The organism is Streptomyces anulatus (assembly GCF_014650675.1).
In the GTDB taxonomy this organism is placed as follows: domain Bacteria; phylum Actinomycetota; class Actinomycetes; order Streptomycetales; family Streptomycetaceae; genus Streptomyces; species Streptomyces anulatus.
The window spans coordinates 329823-348511 of record NZ_BMVK01000007.1; the positions used below are offsets into that span (position 1 = coordinate 329823).

Consider the following 18689-nt stretch of genomic DNA (forward strand, 5'->3'; position numbering starts at 1 on the left):
CATCCCTCCCTACCGTTCCGCCCGTTCCGACCGTTCCGCCCGTTCCGCCGCGAAAGGACTCCTGCCCATGACCGAGATCGTCCACGTGTCCGCCCCCGAGCTGGTCACGTACGCCGACGACCTGGCCGGCCTCCTGGCCGAGACCGTCGACGAGGGGTCCTCGGTGGGCTTCCTCGCCCCGTTGGACCGGGAGACGGCCGCCGCCTGGTGGCGTGAGCGGGCCGCCGACGTGGAGGCGGGGCGGATCGGCATCTGGATCGCCCGTGAGGGCGGCCGGGTCTCCGGAACGATCGCCCTGGTCCGCGCTCCGCTGCCGAACGCCCGGCACCGCGCGGAGGTCGCCAAGCTGATGGTCCGGCCCTCCGCGCGCGGCCAGGGACTCGGCGGGGCGCTGCTGTCCGCCGTCGAGGCCTACGCCGCGACCGAGGGCATCACGCTGCTGATCCTGGACACCGAGAGCGGCAGCCTGGCCGAGCAGGTCTACCGCGGGGCGGGCTGGACGAAGGTCGGGAGCGTACCGGGATACGCGGCGGATCCCGCGGGCAGCCTCAAGCCGACCACCTTCTACTACAAGGAACTCGCCGCTCCGTGAGCGGTGGGCGGCACAATGGGCACCACCACGCAATGATCAGGGAGAGTTTCATGACGCTGCACGACATTCCGCTGCGCACCCTCACGGGCGAGCCGACGACGCTGGGCGCGTACAGCGGCCGGGCCGTCCTCCTGGTGAACGTGGCCTCCAAGTGCGGGCTCACTCCGCAGTACGAGGGCCTGGAGCGGTTGCAGCAGAACTACGGGGACCGGGGCCTGACCGTGCTCGGCGTCCCGTGCAACCAGTTCGCCGGGCAGGAGCCGGGCAGCGCGGAGGAGATCCAGACCTTCTGCTCGACGACGTACGGGGTCACGTTCCCGCTGCTGGAGAAGATCGACGTCAACGGTGCGGACCGGCACCCGCTGTACGCGGAGCTGACGAAGCTGGCGGACGCGGACGGGGAGGCCGGGGACGTCCAGTGGAACTTCGAGAAGTTCCTCATCTCGCCGGCCGGTGAGCCGGTGGCCCGGCTCCGTCCGCGCTCCGAGCCCGAGGCCACGGAGGTCGTGGCGGCGATCGAGGCGCAGCTGCCCGGCTGAGCATGACGGAAGGGGGCGGTCCGGGACACGCGTACCGGACCGCCCCCTTCCCGCCTGTCGCCGTCAGCGGATCGGCATGCCCGACAGCGTGCGGGCGATCACCAGGCGCTGGATCTCGCTGGTGCCCTCGAAGATGGTGTAGATGGCCGCGTCGCGGTGCATGCGCTCGACCGGGTACTCGCGGGTGAAGCCGTTGCCGCCGAGGATCTGGATCGCCTGCGCGGTGACGTCCCGGGCGGTCTCGCTCGCGTACAGCTTCGACATGGAGCCCTCGGCCGAGGTGAACGGCTTTCCGGTGGTGGCCATCCAGGAGGCGCGCCAGACCAGCAGCCGGGCCGCGTCGATCCGGGTGCGCATGTCGGCGAGCTGGAAGGCGATGCCCTGGTTGTCGATGATCGGGCGGCCGAACTGGCTGCGGGTCTTCGCGTAGTCGAGGGCGACCTCGTAGGCCGCGCGGGCGGTGCCCACGGCCATCGCGCCGACGGCCGGGCGGGAGGCCTCGAAGGTGGCCATCGCGGCGTTCTTGACGCGCTCGCCGCCGGACTTGGCGCGCTCCCGCGCGCGGGCGAGGCGCTCGTCGAGCTTCTCCTTGCCGCCGAGCAGGCAGTGTCCGGGGACGCGGACGTCCTCCAGGACCACCTCGGCGGTGTGGGACGCGCGGATGCCGTGCTTCTTGAACTTCTGGCCCTGGGAGAGGCCGGGGGTGTCCGGCGGCACGATGAAGGAGGCGTGGCCCTTGGAGCCGATGTCGGGGTCGACGACGGCGACGACGACGTGGACGTTGGCTATGCCGCCGTTGGTCGCCCAGGTCTTGGTCCCGTTGAGGACCCACTCGTCCTTGGCCGCGTCATAGACGGCCCGGGTGCGCATCGAGGCGACGTCGGAGCCGGCGTCGGGCTCGGAGGAGCAGAAGGCGGCGACCTTCACGTCGTCGGCGTCGCCGTACATCTGCGGGATCCAGGTGCCGATCTGCTCCTCGGTGCCGTTGGCGAGGACGCCGACGGCCGCCAGGCCCGTACCGACGATCGACAGGGCGATGCCCGCGTCGCCCCAGAAGAGCTCTTCCATGGCCATGGGGATGCCGAGCCCCGTAGGGTCGAAGAACTGCTGGGCGTAGAAGTCCAGGGAGTAGATGCCGACCTTGGCCGCTTCCTGGATGACGGGCCAGGGCGTCTCCTCACGCTCGTCCCACTCCGAGGCGGCGGGGCGGATGACATCCGCCGCGAAGCCGTGGAGCCAGTCCTTGACCTGCTTCTGGTCGTCATTGAGCTCAAGCGTGAACTCGGCCATGTTCCCCTCCAGGCACTGCGGCGAAAACCGTGTGTTACTTGCGGTAACCACAGTCTGTTACCGGCAAGTAGGTACTGTCAACCGCCACGGAGCCGATCAGGCGTCCGCCCTGCGGAGTGTTACGTTGCGCGGGCGTGCAGAGGCGATGCGACGCATCGCGTGGCCAGGGGTGGGAGAGACGACATGGAGACCGCACGAAGCGCCGAGCGACAGCGGACCGCGGCCGAGAGCCGTCGCCGCGAGTTGCTGGAAGCGGCGGACCGGGTGGTGCTCAGGGACGGACCACAGGCCTCGATGAACGCCATCGCCGCCGAGGCCGGGATCACCAAACCCATCCTCTACCGCCACTTCGGGGACAAGGGCGGCCTCTACCGCGCCCTCGCCAAGCGCCACACCGACGCGCTGCTCATCGCCCTGCGCGCCGCCCTGGACGCACCCGCCGACCGGCGCGAGCGGGTGGAGTCGACGCTCGACACCTATCTCGCCGCGATCGAGGCCCGCCCCCAGGTCTACCGCTTCCTGATGCACCCGTCCGACAGCGCCGACGCCACCCCCTCCCCCGAGCAGGGCTTCGACGTCGGCCGGCACTCCGCCCCGCTGCTGCGCCGCCTCGGCGAGGAGCTGGGCCAGGTGATCGCCGAGCGGGTCGACCTGGGCCCCGACAGCGAGCAGATGGCCCGCATCTGGGGGCACGGGATCGTCGGCATGATGCACGCGGCGGGCGACTGGTGGCTCGGCGACCGGCCCTGCTCCCGCGAACGGCTGGTGAGCAGCCTCGCCGATCTGCTGTGGGGCAGGCTCGCGGAGGCGGGCGACCTCCAGGGCGGTCCGGGGTTCTGAACCCTCTCCGCCCGCCGGCCCGGGAGCCCGGCGCGCTCAGCCCTTGCGCGCCCAGGGTGCGCGGCGCGCCGCGCGCAGCGCCCGGGTACGCCGCAGCCCGGTCAGCCGGTCGGTGTAGACCGTGCCCTCCAGGTGGTCGCACTCGTGCTGGAGGCACCGGGCGAACCACCCGGTCCCGGCGATCCGGACCGGCTCGCCGGTCATCGTCAGACCCTCGACGACCGCGTGGTCGAAGCGATCCGTGCCCGCTTCCAGACCGGGAAGTGACAGACAGCCCTCCGGTCCGCGTACGGTGAGTCCGTCCGCCTCGACCAGTTCGGGATTGACCACGTGTCCCAGATGGCGGACATCGTCGTCGTCCGGGCAGTCGTAGACGAACACCTTGAGCGGGACGCCGACCTGGTTGGCGGCGAGCCCGACACCCTGCGCGGCGTACATCGTGGCGAACATGTCCTCGACCAGCCTCGCCAGCGACGGGCCGAAGTCCGTGACGTCCTCGCAGGCGCGGTGGAGCAACGGGTCGCCGAGAAGACTCATCTCACGGACGAGTCCGGAACTGCCGGGGATCGGGCGGTTTCGCATGGCGGCAAGCGTACGTTCCGCCGGGACCGGGGAGTTCCCGTGGTGCCGCGGTGCGGTCGCCGCGCCGGACATCGATAGGCTGGGCGCGGACCGATGCAAGGAGGATCTAGGACGATGGCAGGCAACACGGAGCCGTTGTCGCCGCGGGCCAAACTGGCCGTGACGGCGGGCAAGGCCGCGGCGGCGGTGTCACGCGCCGCGGGGCGGGGCAGCGGATCGGTGATCGGCGGCCGGGTGGCGCTCAAACTCGACCCCGACCTGCTGGGGCGGCTGGCGCAGCACCTGGACGTGATCCTCGTGTCGGCGACGAACGGCAAGACGACCACCACACGGCTGATCGCCGAGGCACTGCGGGCCGCCGGGCCCGTCGTGTCGAACGCGCTCGGCGCGAACATGCCCGCGGGCATCACCTCGGCGCTGGCCGGCGGCTCGGACGCGAAGTTCGGCGTGATCGAGGTCGACGAGAAGTATCTGGCGGGTGTCGCGCGCGACACCACGCCCAAGGCGATCGCCCTGCTCAACCTCTCCCGCGACCAGTTGGACCGCGCGGCGGAGACCCGGATGATGGCCGAGCAGTGGCGCGAGGGCCTTTCCGGCTCGAAGGCCGTGGTCATCGCGAACGCGGACGACCCGCTGGTCGTCTGGGCGGCCTCCTCCTCGCCCAACGTGGTGTGGGTGGCGGCCGGTCAGGCGTGGAAGGACGACGCCTGGTCCTGCCCGTCCTGCGGCGGTGTGATGCAGCGCCCGGGCGACGACTGGTTCTGCGGGCAGTGCGGCTTCCGCCGCCCCGCCCCGAGCTGGGCGCTGAACGGCGACTACGTCCTGGACCCGCACGGTTCGGCGTGGCCGATCCACCTCCAGCTGCCGGGCCGCGCGAACAAGGCGAACGCCACCAGTTCCGCCGCTGTCGCCGCCGTCTTCGGCGTGCCGCCGCAGGTCGCGCTGGAGCGGATGTACCAGGTGCAGGCGGTGGCCGGACGCTACGACGTCGTCACCTTCCAGAACCGTGAGCTGCGTCTGCTGCTGGCGAAGAACCCGGCCGGCTGGCTGGAGACGTTCTCGCTGATCGACCCGCCGCCGACGCCGGTGATCCTCTCGGTGAACGCGCGCGGCGCGGACGGCACCGACACCTCCTGGCTGTGGGACGTGGACTACACGCAGCTGGCGGGTCACCCGATCTTCGTGCTCGGCGACCGGAAGCTGGACCTCGCGGTCCGGCTCGAGGTGGCCGGTCTCGACTTCCGGGTCTGCGAGACGCTCGACGAGGCCGTGCAGTACGCACCGCCCGGCCGCATCGAGGTCATCGCCAACTACACCGCCTTCCAGGATCTGCGCCGTCGTGTCGGCAACTGACCCCGGCCCCGGCCACCTCCGGAGAGGACGAAGCATGAGCAACAACGGTCTGCGTCTGGTCTGGGTCTACCCCGACCTGCTCAGCACCTACGGCGATCAGGGCAACGCCCTGGTCGTGGAGCGGCGGGCCCGCCAGCGCGGTCTGGACGTGCAGCGCGTCGACGTGCGCAGCGACCAGCCGGTGCCGACGTCCGGCGACATCTATCTGATCGGCGGCGGTGAGGACCGGCCGCAGCGCCTCGCGGCCGAGCGGCTGCGCCGTGACGGCGGGCTGAGCCGGGCCGCGTCCAACGGCGCGATCATCTTCTCGGTCTGCGCGGGCTACCAGATCCTCGGGCACGAGTTCGTCAACGACCTCGGCGAGCGCGAGGCCGGTCTCGGTCTGCTCGACGTGGTCTCCACCCGCGGCGAGGGCGCGCGGTGCGTCGGCGACGTCCTGGCGGACATCGACCCGCACCTCGGGCTGCCGCCGCTGACCGGGTTCGAGAACCACCAGGGCGTCACCCATCTCGGCCCGACGGCACGGCCGTTCGCCCGGGTGCAGTTCGGCCGGGGCAACGGCACCGGGGACGGCACGGAAGGCGCGTACAACGACACGGTCTTCGGGACGTACATGCACGGCCCCGTGATGGCCCGCAACCCGCTGATCGCCGATCTGCTGCTGAAGCTGGCCCTCGACGTGAACGCGCTGCCGCCCACCGACGACCGCTGGTACGAGGCGCTGCGCGCCGAGCGGATCGCCTCGGCGACACAGCCCGCCTGAGGCGTTTTCCGCTCGCCTGAGCGGTGTCCTCCTGAGGGGATTTCCGCTCGGTTGAGCGGAGTCCAGCAGGCGGACGGCCGGTTCGGTCCCGCCACCCTGCGCCGGTAGGGTGGCGGGGATCCAACCGGACGACGTGGTCCGGTCATCGACCCACGTTGCAAAGGTTTTCGGGCCATGCGCATTGGCGTACTCACCTCCGGCGGCGACTGCCCCGGCCTCAACGCCGTCATCCGTTCCGTCGTGCACCGCGCGGTGGTGGACCACGGCGACGAGGTCATCGGCTTCCACGACGGCTGGAAAGGCCTGCTGGAGTGCGACTACCGCAAGCTCGACCTTGACGCGGTGGGCGGCATCCTGGCCCGCGGCGGCACGATCCTCGGTTCCTCCCGGGTCCAGCCCGCACATCTGCGCGACGGCGTGGAGCGCGCCCGCGGCCATGTGGCGGACCTCGGCCTGGACGCCATCATCCCGATCGGCGGCGAGGGCACCCTCAAGGCCGCGAACCTCCTCTCCGAGGCCGGTCTCCCGATCGTCGGCGTCCCGAAGACCATCGACAACGACATCGCCTCCACCGACGTCACCTTCGGCTTCGACACCGCCGTCGGCGTCGCCACCGAGGCGCTGGACCGGCTGAAGACCACCGCCGAGTCGCACCAGCGGGTGCTGATCGTCGAGGTCATGGGCCGGCACACCGGCTGGATCGCCCTGCACTCCGGCATGGCCGCCGGCGCCCACGCCATCGTGGTGCCCGAGCGCCCCTTCGACATCGACGAGCTGACCGAGCTGGTCGGCAAGCGCTTCTCGGCGGGCAAGAAGTTCGCCATCGTGGTGGTCGCCGAGGGCGCCAAGCCCCGCGAGGGCTCCATGCAGTTCGAGCAGGGCGTCAAGGACATCTACGGTCACGAGCGGTTCGCCGGGGTGGCCACACAGCTCTCCGGGGAGCTGGAGCAGCGGCTCGGCAAGGAGGCCCGCCCGGTCATCCTCGGCCACGTCCAGCGCGGCGGCACGCCCACCGCGTACGACCGGGTCCTGGCGACCCGGTTCGGCTGGCACGCGGTGGAGGCGGCGCACCGGGGCGAGTTCGGGATGCTGACCGCGCTGCGCGGCACCGACATCGTGATGGTCCCGCTGGGCGAGGCCGTCGAGACGCTGAAGACGGTCCCCGCCGAGCGGTACGCCGAGGCGGAGTGCGTGCTCTAGAACACTTCCTCAGGACACGTCGTCCAGAACTGCCCCCGGCCGCAACCGCGGCCGGGGGCAGTTCTACTCTGGACCGGACAACCGGCACGAAACGGGGACGTGTCCCCATCGGGAGTGAACAGATGGATCACAGCGGGCACGGCATGAACATGGATCTGCCGCCGTTCACGCTGGGGCGGGGGCTGGAGCTCTCCGTCGACCCGTTCTTCCTGACCGGCTGCATCCTGGCGCTCGCCCTGTACGGGTACGGCGTGGTGCGGCTGCGTCGGCGCGGGGACGGCTGGCCGGTGAACCGGATCGTGTTCTTCGTCGTGGGTGTGCTGAGCATCGCGCTGGTGATGTGCACCAAGCTCAACGACTACGGCATGGTCATGTTCAGCGTGCACATGGTGCAGCACATGGTGATCAGCATGCTGTCGCCGATCCTGCTGCTGCTGGGCGCCCCGGTGACGCTGGCGCTGCGGGCGCTGCCGCCGGCCGGGCGGGGGCGTACCGGGCCGCGCGAGCTGCTGCTGAAGCTGCTGCACAGCCGGTACATGAAGATCATCTCGCACCCCGTGTTCACCATCCCGCTGTTCATCGCGAGCCTCTACGCGCTGTACTTCACGCCCATCTTCGACTTCCTGATGAGCTCGAAGCCGGGCCACATCGGGATGATGGTGCACTTCCTCGCGGTCGGCCTGGTCTTCTTCTGGCCGATCATGGGCGTGGACCCGGGCCCGCACCGGCCCGGCTATCTGATGCGGATGCTGGAGCTGTTCGCCGGGATGCCGTTCCACGCGTTCTTCGGGATCGCGCTGATGATGGCGTCGACGCCGATGGTGAAGACGTACGAGAACCCGCCGGCCTCGCTCGGCATCGATGCCCTGAGCGACCAGAACTGGGCGGGCGGCATCGCATGGGCGTTCAGCGAGATCCCCTCCGTGCTGGTGCTGATCGCGCTGGTCTTCCAGTGGTACCGCTCCGAGCAGCGCACCGCACGGCGCACGGACCGGGCGGCGGACCGCGACGGTGACAAGGAGCTGGCGGCGTACAACGCCTATCTCGCGTCATTGCAGGCGCGCGGACAGTAGCGCGGAGGGCGCATACGGGGTGACCATGGGGACAACGGCCGCGCGGCCGACGAGGAGCGTGCGCGCATGTCCGGATCGACGAAGACCATGGGATACATGACCGGCGGGGCACTGATCGCGGTGACCGCGTACACGGTGGCGCTGGGGAGCAGCGGCTGGCTCTGGTTCGGCTGGGTGGTGCTGGGCCTGTGCACCCTCGGCATGCTGGCCACGCAGGACACCTGACCCTCGCGGCCGGATGAGGACGCCTGACGGGCCCGGAGGCGGGTACGAGCCGGGAGACCGGTCCGCTACGGTCGCACGGTGGTGGCGGGGCCCTACGCTGTGGGCCCCGGCACCACCGTGACCTGGTAGCAGCCCTGAACCCGGCAGTACAGCCCTGACGCCGACCCGGCAGAGCGAGGTGCACCCGCAAGGTGTTCTATTACGTCCTGAAATATGTCGTGCTGGGGCCCGTACTGCGGCTGCTGTTCCGGCCCCGGATCGAGGGCCTGGAGAACATTCCTGAGGACGGCGCGGCAATCGTCGCGGGCAATCACCTCTCCTTCTCCGACCATTTCCTGATGCCGGCCATCATCAAGCGCCGCATCACCTTCCTGGCGAAGGCCGAGTACTTCACTGGCCCGGGGATCAAGGGCAGGCTCACCGCGGCCTTCTTCCGCAGCGCGGGGCAGATCCCGGTGGACCGGTCGGGCAAGGACGCGGGGCAGGCGGCCATCCGCGAGGGCCTCGGAGTGCTGAGCAAGGGCGAGCTGCTGGGGATCTACCCGGAGGGCACCCGCTCGCACGACGGCCGGCTCTACAAGGGCAAGGTCGGGGTCGCGGTGATGGCGATCACCGCACAGGTCCCGGTGGTCCCCTGCGCCATGGTCGGCACCTTCGAGATCCAGCCGCCCGGCCAGGTCGTGCCCAAGATCAAACGGGTCGCGATCCGCTTCGGCGAACCGCTCGACTTCTCCCGCTACGCGGGCATGGAGAACCAGAAGGCCGCGATCCGGGCCGTGACGGACGAGATCATGTACGCGATCCTCGAACTCTCCGGCCAGGAGTACGTGGACGAGTACGCGGCGAAGGTGAAGGCGGCCGAGCAGGAGGCCGCGCCGCCGAGGAAGTTCCCCAAGCTGCGACGCTGAGCGCGAATACGCCACCGGCAGAGCGCCCTCGCCGCGGCAGGCCGGCTCCCCTAGCGTCGGATCATGAGCAATGGACACGCATGGGTGCTGGGCGCGACGGGCCAGATCGGGCGGGCCGCGGTGCGCGCGCTGGCCGAGGACGGCTGGGAGGTCACCGCGGCCTCGCGCGGCGGCGGCCGGGACGAGGGCTGGGACGCCGGGGTCCGGACGGTGGCGCTCGACCGGAACGAGGAGGGGGCGCTCGGCCGGGCGCTGGGCGACGGCTGTGACGTGCTGGTCGACATGGCGGCGTTCGACGGCGCGCACGCCCGGCAGCTGACGGGGCTGGCCGGCCGGATCGGCTCGGCCGTCGTGATCTCCAGCGGGGCGGTGTACGAGGACGACCGGGGCCGCAGCTTCGACACGCAGGCTTCGATCGACGGTTTCCCCCGCTATCCGGTGCCGTTGCCGGAGACCCAGCGCACGGTGGCGCCGGGGGACGCCACGTACGGGACGCGGAAGGTCCTGCTGGAGCGGGAGTTGCTGGCGGCGGGCGAGGAACTGCCGGTGACGCTGCTGCGCGCGGGCGCGGTCCACGGCCCGTACTGCCGCACACCGCGCGAGCTGTACGTGGTGAAGCGGCTGCTGGACGGACGCCGGCGCCGGGTGTTCGCGTACGGCGGGGAGAGCCGCTTCCATCCGGTCCATGTGTCCAACGCGGCGGAGCTGATCCGGCTGGCCGCCCGGCGGCCGGGATCCCGGGTGCTGAACGCGGCGGACCCCGAGGCCCCCACGGTCGCGGAGATCGCGTCGGCGATCGACGACGTTCTCGGTCGGGAGACCGAGACGGTGCTGGTCGACGGCGCTTCCCCGGAGGGGCACGTCGGGGTGACTCCGTGGAGCGGCGCCCACCCGGTGGTCTACGACATGACGGCCGCCGAGGAACAGCTCGGGTACCGCCCGGTGACGGGGTACGTGGAGTCCCTGCCGGAGACGGTCGAGTGGCTCGCCGGAGAGCTGGCGGAGCGCGACTGGCGGGAGGCGTTCCCGAAGATGCTCGGCAACTACGGCGCATGGCTCTTCGACTACGCGGAGGAGGACGCCTGGCTGGAGGCGTACGACCGGGAGCGGCGTTGAACGGCGGGCCGGGCGGACCGTCCCGGAGGACGGACCGCCCGGCCCTTGATCGTGCTGCCGGTGTTACGGCTTCGGTGTGGCGTGCGGGGCGCACGTCACATCGCGCCGGTCGGTCTCCCCGGTGAGCAGGTAGGTGTCCACCCGTTCGTTGACGCAGGGGTTGACCAGTCCGGTGACGCCGTGGGATCCGGCGTCCTTCTCGGTGATGAGCCGCGAGCCCTTGAACCGCTTGTGCAGCTCGACCGCGCCCTGGTACGGGGTGGCGGCGTCGCGGGTGGACTGGACGATGAGGACCGGCGGCAGGCCCTTGCCGGTCCTCACGTCGAGCGGGGTCCGCTGCTTGGCCGGCCAGGTGGCGCAGGGCAGGTTCATCCAGGCGTTGGCCCACGTCATGAACGGGTACTTCTCGTGCAGCCGGGTGTTGTCCCGGTCCCAGGTGCGCCAGTCGGTGGGCCACTTGGCGTCGGCGCACTCGACGGCGCTGTAGACCGCGTTGCCGTTCTCGGCGGCGGCGTTGCCCGCGAGGTCGCTCATGTCGGGGGCCGCGGCGTCGACCAGGGCCTGGGTGTCGCCGGCCCGGTAGGCGCTCCAGGTCCTGGCGGTGGGGGCCCAGGAGGAGTCGTAGTACGGCGCGCCCCAGAAGAAGGTGGTGAGCTCGGCGGGGCCGACGACGCCCCCGATGGGCTCCTTCTTGGCGGCTGCCCGCAGCTTCAGCCAGGCCTTCTCGACCTTCTGCGGGGTGTCGCCGATGCCGTAGACGGAATCGTGCTTCGCCACCCACGCCTTCCAGTCGTCCCAGCGCGTCTGGAAGGCGATGCCCTGGTTCAGGTTCGCCCGGTACCAGATGCTCTGCCGCGACGGGTCGACCACGCTGTCGACGACCATGCGCCGGACGTGGTCCGGGAAGAGGGTGCCGTAGACGGCGCCCAGGTAGGTGCCGTAGGAGACGCCGAGGAAGTTGAGCTTCTTCTCCCCGAGCGCGGCCCGGATGACGTCCAGGTCGCGTGCCGTGTTCGGCGTCGTCATGTGCGGCAGCATCGCGCCGCTGCGCTCGCCGCACCCTTCGGCGTACTCGCGGGCCAGTTTGCGCTGGGCGCGCTTGTCGGCCTCGCTGTCGGGGACCGGGTCGGCCTTGGGGGCCTTGACGAACTCCTGCGGGTCGACACAGGAGATCGGGGCCGAGTGGCCGACGCCGCGCGGGTCGAAGCCGACGAAATCGTACGCCTTCGCGGTCTTCGTCCAGAGCGGGTTCTTGGCGGTGATCCGGGCGGGGAAGCGCAGTCCCGAACCGCCGGGCCCGCCCGGGTTGTAGAGCAGGGCGCCCTGGCGCTCGTCCTTCGTGCCGGTGCTGACGTGCCGGTCGACGGCGAGTTTGATCTTCTTGCCGTTCGGCCGGGCGTAGTCGAGCGGCACGGTCACCCAGCCGCACTGGATGGGGGCGGCCAGGCCCCAGTCCTCCGGGCAGTCCTGCCAGTCGATCCCGGCGTTCGCCGCACGGTGCGCCGCGACGGCGACCCCGCGCGCCTCCGCGTCGCCCCGGCCGTGATGGCGGCCGTCGGCGCCGGCGGCGGGTGCTGCCATCGCCCCCGCCATGAGCGTGCCCGCGACGAGTGCCCCGGCCGAACCGAGCACCGTTGTACGTCTCACGTGGAACCTCCCCCTTCATCCGATCCGCCGCCGAAGGCGACGTGGTCATCGGTACGTCGCGGGGATCCTTTCGTCAGTGGGGCGCCCGGGGCCAGGGCGTACACCTGTTTCTTTACCGAACCCATAACCGGTGAAGGAGGTTCGCTGAGCGGACTCAGCCGGTCTGCTCCGTCTTCAGCCCGTCCAGCAGTTCGCGCATGGCGTCGTCCAGGATCCCGCGCAGCAGGCGGGCGTCGGCGGCCACGGCGGTCACCAGGACGGCGGGGCCGGCGAGCGGGGTGAGGGCGGCGGTGGGCCCGAGGAGGCGCGCGGGGAGCGGGGCGTCCTCGAACGCCGGGTCGGCGAGGAGCAGTTGGCCGACGGCCCGGTGGCCGCCGAGGACGGCGGGGCCGTCCCAGCCGCCGGGTGCGCCGGGCCCGTAGGCCAGTTGCTGGTCCAGGAGCGGGCGGCCCGCGCGGTGGACGGTGAGCCGGGTGGTGAGCGCGCCGGTGGGCTCGCCGTGCCGGCCGAGGATCTGCTCCTCGCGCAGCAGCAGCCGGCCGGTGGGGGCGAGTCGGACCCGGGTGGTCATACGCAGGTCGCTGCCGCGGGCGGAGACGAGCTGCTCGGGGAGCCAGTGCAGCACGGCCCCCTCCCCCACGCCCAGTTCCACGGTGTACGTGGACGGCTCGCCGTCCGCCCGCGCCCCGGGCAGGGCTACGGTGGCCGCCGCCGAGTCCACGGTGAGGCGCGCGCCGTCCGCGATGTCCGCCTCGATCGCCAGCCGGTCGCCGTTCAGCGGGGCGCTCATCGCGCCGACGACGGTGACCCGGGCGTACGCGGCCCGGGGGGAGCGGGTGCGGCGCAGGGCGAGCGGGCCCGCGCTCTCCAGGACGGGCAGGGCGGTCCCGCCCCGCCCGTCGGGCTCGGCGCGGAGCCGGGCCGTCGCGCGGACGCTCACGCGGTCCAGGCGGCGAGCCGCGCCCGCACCCAGTCGGCGACCGGTCCGACGCCCTCGGCCGAGGTCAGCGAGGTGAAGGCGACGGGGAGTTCGCCGCGCTGCTTCTTGGCGTCGAGGGCCATCCGCTCCAGGTCGGAGCCGACGTAGGGGGCGAGGTCGGTCTTGTTGATGACCAGGAGGTCGGCGGTGGTGACGCCGGGGCCGCCCTTGCGCGGGATGTCGTCGCCGCCCGCGACGTCGATGACGAAGACCTGGGCGTCGACCAGTCCCTTGGAGAACGTGGCGGTGAGGTTGTCGCCGCCGGACTCGACGAGGATGAGGTCGAGCGGCCCGACCGCGTCCTCCAGGTCCTCGACGGCTTCGAGGTTGGCGGAGATGTCGTCGCGGATCGCGGTGTGCGGGCAGGCGCCGGTCTCGACGGCCTGGATCCGTTCGGGCGGCAGGACCGCGTTGCGCAGCAGGAAGGCGGCGTCCTCCTGGGTGTAGATGTCGTTGGTGACGACGGCGATGGAGAGCCGGTCGCGCAGTTCCCGGCAGAGGGCGGCGACGGTGGCCGTCTTGCCGGAGCCGACGGGGCCGCCGAGGCCGATGCGCAGGGCGCGCCGGGTGCCGTCGGGGCGGGTGGCGTCGGCGCTGACGGCGGCGGGGCCTTCGTGGGAGTGGCCGAGGTGCATGGGGGCTCCAGTGGTGGTCGAAGGGGTGGCTACGAGGCGAAGAGGCGGACCGGCCAGGCGGCGTGCGCCTCGGCGGTGATGTCGAGGAGCGGCGCCGAGGCGGCGGGCAGGGCGTCGATGCCCTGCCGGGCGGCCTCGGCGGCCTGTTCGGCGACCCGGTCGAGCTCGGGGGCGAGCCGGGCGAGTACGGCGGTGGCGTGGAAGGGGTCGAGGGAGAGGAGCCGGACGACGGCGGTGGCGGGGCCGCTGACGGTCTCGTAGGCGACACAGTGGGCGGCGTCCACGGGGCCCAGGCCCGCCGACCGTGCGGTGAGCCCGAGGACGACCGGCTGGTGGGCGCCGCGCGGCCGGGCCGCCGCGAGCGCGTCCAGTTCGGGGCTCGGCCAGGTGGCGCGGGCGGCCCGCATCATCTGCCGGCCCAGCTTGCGCGCGGTGGTCCGCAGGGCGGGCGAGGGCGTGCGGGCGTCGGCGGCCTCGTCGAGGGCGAGCGGGTCGAGGCCGTGGGCCGCCGCCGCGGCGAGGGCCGCGGCGGTGAGGCCCGCGGTGTGCAGACGGCCCCGGCAGAAGTCGGCGAGGGAGTCGGCGTCGCGGACGCGGCCCTCGGCGACGGCCGGTTCGGCGCCGCCGGAGTGGGCGTGCCCTCCGGCGGGGAACCGGCCGTCGGCGAGGACGAGGAGTGCTGCGCGTGACATGGCCGGGTCCGCTCAGAAGAGGAAGTAGCGCTGGGCCATGGGCAGTTCCGCCGCAGGCGCCGGCTCGACCGGATCGCCGTCGATCGTGACGGCGAAGCTGTCGGGGTCGACGTGGACCTGCGGCAGGGCGTCGTTCTCCCGCATGTCCGCCTTGGTGACCCCCCGGGTGCTGGTGATCGGCACGAACCGCTTGTGCAGGGCGAGCCGTTCGGGCAGCCCGTCCTCGATCGCGGCGGCGGAGACGAAGTTGAACGAACTGTGGGCGGCCGCTCGTCCCAGGGCGCCGAACATCGGCCGGGGCAGGACCGGCTGGGGCGTCGGGATGGAGGCGTTGGCGTCGCCCATCTGCGCGTACGCGATCTGGCCGCCCTTGATGACGGTCTGCGGCTTCACCCCGAAGAACGCCGGGTCCCAGAGGACGAGGTCGGCGAGCTTGCCGGTCTCCACCGAGCCGATCTCCCGGTCCAGTCCCTGCGCGACGGCCGGGTTGATCGTGTATTTGGCGACATAGCGGCGGACCCGTCGGTTGTCGGCGCGCCCGTCCCCCGGAAGGGCTCCACGACGCTTCTTCATGACATGGGCGGTCTGCCAGGTCCGCAGGATCACCTCGCCGATCCGCCCCATGGCCTGGGAGTCCGAGGAGATGATCGAGATGGCGCCGAGGTCGTGCAGGATGTCCTCGGCCGCGATGGTGGAGGGCCGGATCCGGGACTCCGCGAAGGCCAGGTCCTCGGGGACGGCGGGGTTCAGGTGGTGGCAGACCATCAGCATGTCGAGGTGTTCCTCGATGGTGTTGACGGTGTGCGGCCGGGTGGGATTGGTCGAGCTGGGCAGGACGTACGGCTCGGAGACCACGCTGATGATGTCGGGCGCGTGCCCGCCGCCCGCTCCCTCGGTGTGGTACGCGTGGATCGTCCGGCCGGCGATGGCGGCGAGGGTGTCGGCGACGAACCCGGCCTCATTGAGGGTGTCCGTGTGGATGGCGAGCTGCGCACCCGTCCGCTCGCAGACGGTGAGGCAGGCGTCGATGGCGGCGGGGGTCGCGCCCCAGTCCTCGTGGATCTTGAATCCCAGTGCGCCGCCGCGGAGTTGGGAGTGCATGGCCTCCTGCGACATCGTGTTGCCCTTGCCGAGCAGCCCGATGTTGACCGGGAAGGTCTCCAGCGCCTCGAACATCCGGGCCAGGTGCCAGGGCCCCGGGGTGATGGTGGTGGCCTTGGTGCCCTCGGCGGGTCCCGTGCCGCCGCCGACGAGGGTGGTGATGCCGCTGGAGAGCGCCTGGTCGACGAGGGTGGGCGAGATGAAGTGGACGTGGGCGTCGACCGCTCCGGCCGTGAGCAGCTTCCCGTTGCCCGCGATGATCTCGGTCTCCGGGCCGATCACCAGGTCGGGGTGGACACCGTCCATGGTGTCCGGGTTCCCGGCCTTGCCGATGCCGGTGATCCGGCCGTCCCGGATGCCGATGTCGGCCTTGACGATGCCCCAGTGGTCGATGACGACGGCCCCGGTGATGACGGTGTCGGGCGCACCCTCGGCGCGGGTGGTGCGAGCCTGGCCCATCGACTCCCGGATCACCTTGCCGCCGCCGAACACCGCCTCGTCGCCCGCGTTTCCGGGGCCGCCCGAGCGGTCCTCCTCGATCTCGACGAGCAGATCGGTGTCGGCGAGCCGGATGCGGTCGCCGGTGGTGGGTCCGAACAGATCGGCGTACACGGCTCGTTCGAGGTCAGGCATCGAGGGCACCTCCGGTTTCGCCGCGCAGGCCGGGGACGACGCGGCGGCCGGTGAGGGGGACGAGTTCGACGTCGGCGGGGATGCCGGGTTCGAAGCGGACCGCCGTGCCGGCGGCGATGTTCAGCCGCAGGCCGCGGGCGGCGGCGCGGTCGAAGCGCAGCCCGGGGTTGGCCTCGGCGAAGTGGTAGTGGGAGCCGACCTGGACGGGGCGGTCGGCGGCGTTGAGGACGGTGAGGCGGGTGACCGCCCGCCCCTCGTTGACGGGAATGTCCCCGTCCCCGTACAGGATCTCTCCGGGAATCATCGGCGCGCCCCGTCAGACGATCGGGTCGTGGACGGTGACGAGCTTGGTGCCGTCCGGGAAGGTGGCCTCGACCTGGACGTCGTGGAGCATCTCGGGGATGCCTTCCATGACGTCGTCCCGGGTGAGCACCTTGCGTCCGGAGGCCATGAGTTCGGCGACGGTGCGGCCGTCCCGGGCGCCTTCCAGCAGATGGGCGGTGATCAGGGCTACGGCCTCGGGGTGATTGAGCCGCAGCCCGCGTGCCCGGCGCTTCTCGGCCACGTCGGCGGCCACATGGATGAGCAGACGCTCCTGCTCGTGCGGGGTCAGTTGCACGCTTCCACCTCATCGTCTTCCGTCCGGCTCCGGCTCCGGACGCAGCGGGACCCTATCCCCGTTCAACATTTCGTTGAACGGGAACAGTGGCCTCGCGACCAGGCATTGCACGTTAGGGCGGAAGTTTTTCCGTTGCGTTAACTGATCTTTTGCGGGTTCATGGACATCAACCCGCGCAACCCGTTCTCCAACACTTCGGGGCGTACGTCCCCGAAGAGCGCCTCCTGCACGATGAAACCCTGCGCCGTCGCGATCATCGTCCGCGCCACGTGGTCGCCGGGCACGTCGCTGCTCAGGATCCCGGCGGAGCGGTAGGCGTCGACGAGCTTCGTCCAGGCGACGCGCATGGTGGCGTAACCGTCGTCGAGCAGCGCGGCAAGCCGGTCGTCGCGCAGCGTCTCGGACCACAGCTGGACCACGAGCGCGGCGAAGGCCCGGCGCCCCAGTCCGTGCACCTCCCCCGCGAGCACCCCGCCGAGCACCCGGCCGAGCAGCACGTCCGGAGTGGGCGGCGGCGTCATGCGGGAGGCCTCCTCGAAGGCGCCGCGGATGACGGCGAAGGTCTCCTTCGTGATGGCCGCGATGATGTCCTCCTTGCCGGGGAAATAGCGGTAGACCGCTCCGGCGGACAGCCCCACCTCCTTGAGGACGTCCTGCATGGACGTGCCGTGGAATCCGTTGCGGGCGAAGCAGCGCGCCGCACCGTCGAGGATCTGACGGCGACGGGCGTCGAGGTGTTCCTGGGATACGCGAGCCATGGCACCAATCTAAAACGAACGTTCCTTCTTGACAATCCGGCAGGGCGTGCCGACAGTGGGGACAGGACGTAAAACGAACGATCCTTCTCTCTGGAATTCTCCGTCGTCGCACGAATCGAGGCCTCTCATGTCCACCGCACCCAACCGCCGCGCGGTGGCGGTGATCCTGCTGATCCCCCTGATGGTGACGCTCGCCCTCTGGGCCTTCGCCTGGCCCGCCGCCCGGATCGCGCCGCGCGACCTCCCGGTCGGGGTCGCGGGCCCGGCGTCGGCGGCCCAGCAGCTGGAGCAGCGCTTCGAGCAGCGCGACGGAGCGTTCGACGTGCACCGCTTCGACGACGAGGCCGCCGCCCGCACCGCGATCGAGGACCGGACCGTATACGGAGCCGTCGTCGCCACCCCGCAGGGGCCGCATCTGCTCACCGCCTCGGCGGCGAGCCCCGTCGTCTCCCAACTGCTGCGCGAGGCCGTGACGGCGTCCGTCCCCGAGGACACCCGGGTCCGGGTCACCGATGTGGTCGCGGCGCCGCCCGGGGACCCACGCGGCAGCGCACTCGGCGCGAGCGTCCTGCCGCTGGCTCTCGCGGGCATGGCGGCCGGAGCGGTCGTCACCCTGATGGGACTGCGCGGGGCGCGGGCGGCGGTCACCCTCGTCGGGGCGGCCGCACTGGTGGGCCTCGCCGCCACGGCCGTGGCGCACAGCTGGCTCGGCGCACTCACGGGCGACTGGTGGACGGTGGCGGGAGTGCTCGCGCTCACCGTGCTGGCCATCGGTTCGGCGGTGGCGGGACTCGCCGCCCTGTTCGGGCCGCGCGGCATCGGACTCGGCGCGCTGCTGATGGTCCTGCTGGGCAACCCCTTCTCCGGCGTCACCAGCGCACCGGAGCTGCTGCCGGAGCCCGTCGGCGCCATCGGCCAGTGGCTCCCGCCGGGCGCGGGCGGTTCACTGCTCCGCTCGGTCGCCTTCTTCGACGGAAGCGCTGCGGGCGCCGCCGTACTGACGCTCTCGCTGTGGACGCTGTTCGGCCTGGCGGCGGTGCTGTTCGCCCGCCGGGCGCCGACGCCGGCCGAGCCGGTCGAACCCGCCCGGGAGCCGGCCCTGACCGGCTGAGCGCCGGATCCGCATCGGCCGAGCCGGGCGCCC

At 71.8% G+C, this 18689-nt stretch carries 21 protein-coding genes; 11 read left to right on the forward strand and 10 right to left on the reverse strand.

Annotated elements, in window-relative coordinates; genetic code table 11:
• Window positions 1–67: 67 nt before the first annotated feature.
• Window positions 68–592, forward strand: a complete 525-nt coding sequence (locus tag IE272_RS19940) for a GNAT family N-acetyltransferase (protein ID WP_050357648.1) — start codon at window positions 68–70, stop codon at window positions 590–592.
• 50 nt (window positions 593–642) lie between these two features.
• A complete protein-coding gene (locus IE272_RS19945) occupies window positions 643–1131 on the forward strand; it encodes a glutathione peroxidase (protein ID WP_050357649.1) in 489 nt (162 codons plus the stop codon).
• A 63-nt stretch (window positions 1132–1194) separates the two neighbouring features.
• Here the strand turns inward: IE272_RS19945 and IE272_RS19950 are convergent, their stop codons facing one another.
• Entirely contained in the window at window positions 1195–2421 is a 1227-nt protein-coding gene (locus IE272_RS19950) for an acyl-CoA dehydrogenase family protein (RefSeq protein ID WP_050357650.1), read from the reverse strand.
• A 183-nt stretch (window positions 2422–2604) separates the two neighbouring features.
• On the opposite strand from IE272_RS19950, the gene IE272_RS19955 reads away from it, so the two are divergent.
• Window positions 2605–3261 carry a TetR/AcrR family transcriptional regulator gene (locus IE272_RS19955; RefSeq protein WP_050357651.1) on the forward strand — a complete coding sequence of 219 codons (657 nt, stop codon included), beginning with the start codon at window positions 2605–2607 and terminating at the stop codon, window positions 3259–3261.
• 36 nt (window positions 3262–3297) lie between these two features.
• On the opposite strand, the gene def is transcribed toward IE272_RS19955, so the two are convergent.
• Window positions 3298–3843 carry a peptide deformylase gene (def, locus tag IE272_RS19960; protein WP_032792843.1) on the reverse strand — a complete coding sequence of 182 codons (546 nt, stop codon included), beginning with the start codon at window positions 3841–3843 and terminating at the stop codon, window positions 3298–3300.
• A gap of 114 nt (window positions 3844–3957) precedes the next feature.
• Here def and IE272_RS19965 point away from each other — a divergent pair, with 114 nt between their 5' ends.
• The 7 genes from IE272_RS19965 (at window position 3958) to IE272_RS19995 (ending at window position 10481) form a co-directional block, all read left to right on the forward strand.
• Window positions 3958–5196, forward strand: coding sequence for a MurT ligase domain-containing protein (locus IE272_RS19965; RefSeq protein WP_032792844.1), 1239 nt, complete (start codon window positions 3958–3960; stop codon window positions 5194–5196).
• A 34-nt stretch (window positions 5197–5230) separates the two neighbouring features.
• Window positions 5231–5959, forward strand: coding sequence for a type 1 glutamine amidotransferase (locus IE272_RS19970; RefSeq protein ID WP_007453640.1), 729 nt, complete (start codon window positions 5231–5233; stop codon window positions 5957–5959).
• A gap of 174 nt (window positions 5960–6133) precedes the next feature.
• Entirely contained in the window at window positions 6134–7159 is a 1026-nt protein-coding gene (locus tag IE272_RS19975; RefSeq protein WP_003970624.1) for a 6-phosphofructokinase, read from the forward strand.
• A 122-nt stretch (window positions 7160–7281) separates the two neighbouring features.
• Window positions 7282–8232, forward strand: coding sequence for a cytochrome c oxidase assembly protein (locus IE272_RS19980; RefSeq protein ID WP_073960061.1), 951 nt, complete (start codon window positions 7282–7284; stop codon window positions 8230–8232).
• 66 nt (window positions 8233–8298) lie between these two features.
• On the forward strand, window positions 8299–8457 hold the full coding sequence (locus IE272_RS19985) for a hypothetical protein (RefSeq protein ID WP_003970622.1): 159 nt from the start codon (window positions 8299–8301) through the stop codon (window positions 8455–8457).
• A gap of 191 nt (window positions 8458–8648) precedes the next feature.
• Entirely contained in the window at window positions 8649–9365 is a 717-nt protein-coding gene (locus tag IE272_RS19990) for a lysophospholipid acyltransferase family protein (protein WP_056699561.1), read from the forward strand.
• 63 nt (window positions 9366–9428) lie between these two features.
• Window positions 9429–10481, forward strand: coding sequence for an NAD-dependent epimerase/dehydratase family protein (locus IE272_RS19995; protein WP_229897353.1), 1053 nt, complete (start codon window positions 9429–9431; stop codon window positions 10479–10481).
• 63 nt (window positions 10482–10544) lie between these two features.
• On the opposite strand, the gene IE272_RS20000 is transcribed toward IE272_RS19995, so the two are convergent.
• From IE272_RS20000 to IE272_RS20035, 8 genes are all read right to left on the reverse strand, one after another.
• Entirely contained in the window at window positions 10545–12074 is a 1530-nt protein-coding gene (locus tag IE272_RS20000; RefSeq protein WP_229897358.1) for an alpha/beta hydrolase, read from the reverse strand.
• 208 nt (window positions 12075–12282) lie between these two features.
• Window positions 12283–13068 carry an urease accessory protein UreD gene (locus IE272_RS20005; RefSeq protein WP_057661507.1) on the reverse strand — a complete coding sequence of 262 codons (786 nt, stop codon included), beginning with the start codon at window positions 13066–13068 and terminating at the stop codon, window positions 12283–12285.
• Entirely contained in the window at window positions 13065–13742 is a 678-nt protein-coding gene (ureG, locus tag IE272_RS20010; protein ID WP_190007404.1) for an urease accessory protein UreG, read from the reverse strand. The genes IE272_RS20005 and ureG overlap by 4 nt, the downstream gene beginning before the upstream one ends.
• Before the next feature lie 29 nt (window positions 13743–13771).
• Window positions 13772–14434, reverse strand: coding sequence for an urease accessory protein UreF (locus IE272_RS20015; protein ID WP_190007405.1), 663 nt, complete (start codon window positions 14432–14434; stop codon window positions 13772–13774).
• A gap of 12 nt (window positions 14435–14446) precedes the next feature.
• Window positions 14447–16168, reverse strand: a complete 1722-nt coding sequence (locus IE272_RS20020; protein WP_050357659.1) for an urease subunit alpha — start codon at window positions 16166–16168, stop codon at window positions 14447–14449.
• On the reverse strand, window positions 16161–16472 hold the full coding sequence (locus IE272_RS20025; RefSeq protein WP_050357660.1) for an urease subunit beta: 312 nt from the start codon (window positions 16470–16472) through the stop codon (window positions 16161–16163). Before IE272_RS20025 ends, IE272_RS20020 begins: the two co-directional genes overlap by 8 nt.
• 12 nt (window positions 16473–16484) lie before the next feature.
• A complete protein-coding gene (locus IE272_RS20030; protein WP_050357661.1) occupies window positions 16485–16787 on the reverse strand; it encodes an urease subunit gamma in 303 nt (100 codons plus the stop codon).
• Window positions 16788–16924: 137 nt separating this feature from the next.
• Window positions 16925–17545 carry a TetR/AcrR family transcriptional regulator gene (locus tag IE272_RS20035; RefSeq protein ID WP_190007406.1) on the reverse strand — a complete coding sequence of 207 codons (621 nt, stop codon included), beginning with the start codon at window positions 17543–17545 and terminating at the stop codon, window positions 16925–16927.
• Window positions 17546–17672: 127 nt separating this feature from the next.
• On the opposite strand from IE272_RS20035, the gene IE272_RS20040 reads away from it, so the two are divergent.
• A complete protein-coding gene (locus IE272_RS20040) occupies window positions 17673–18656 on the forward strand; it encodes an ABC transporter permease (RefSeq protein WP_190007407.1) in 984 nt (327 codons plus the stop codon).
• The last annotated feature ends 33 nt before the right edge of the window (window positions 18657–18689 follow it).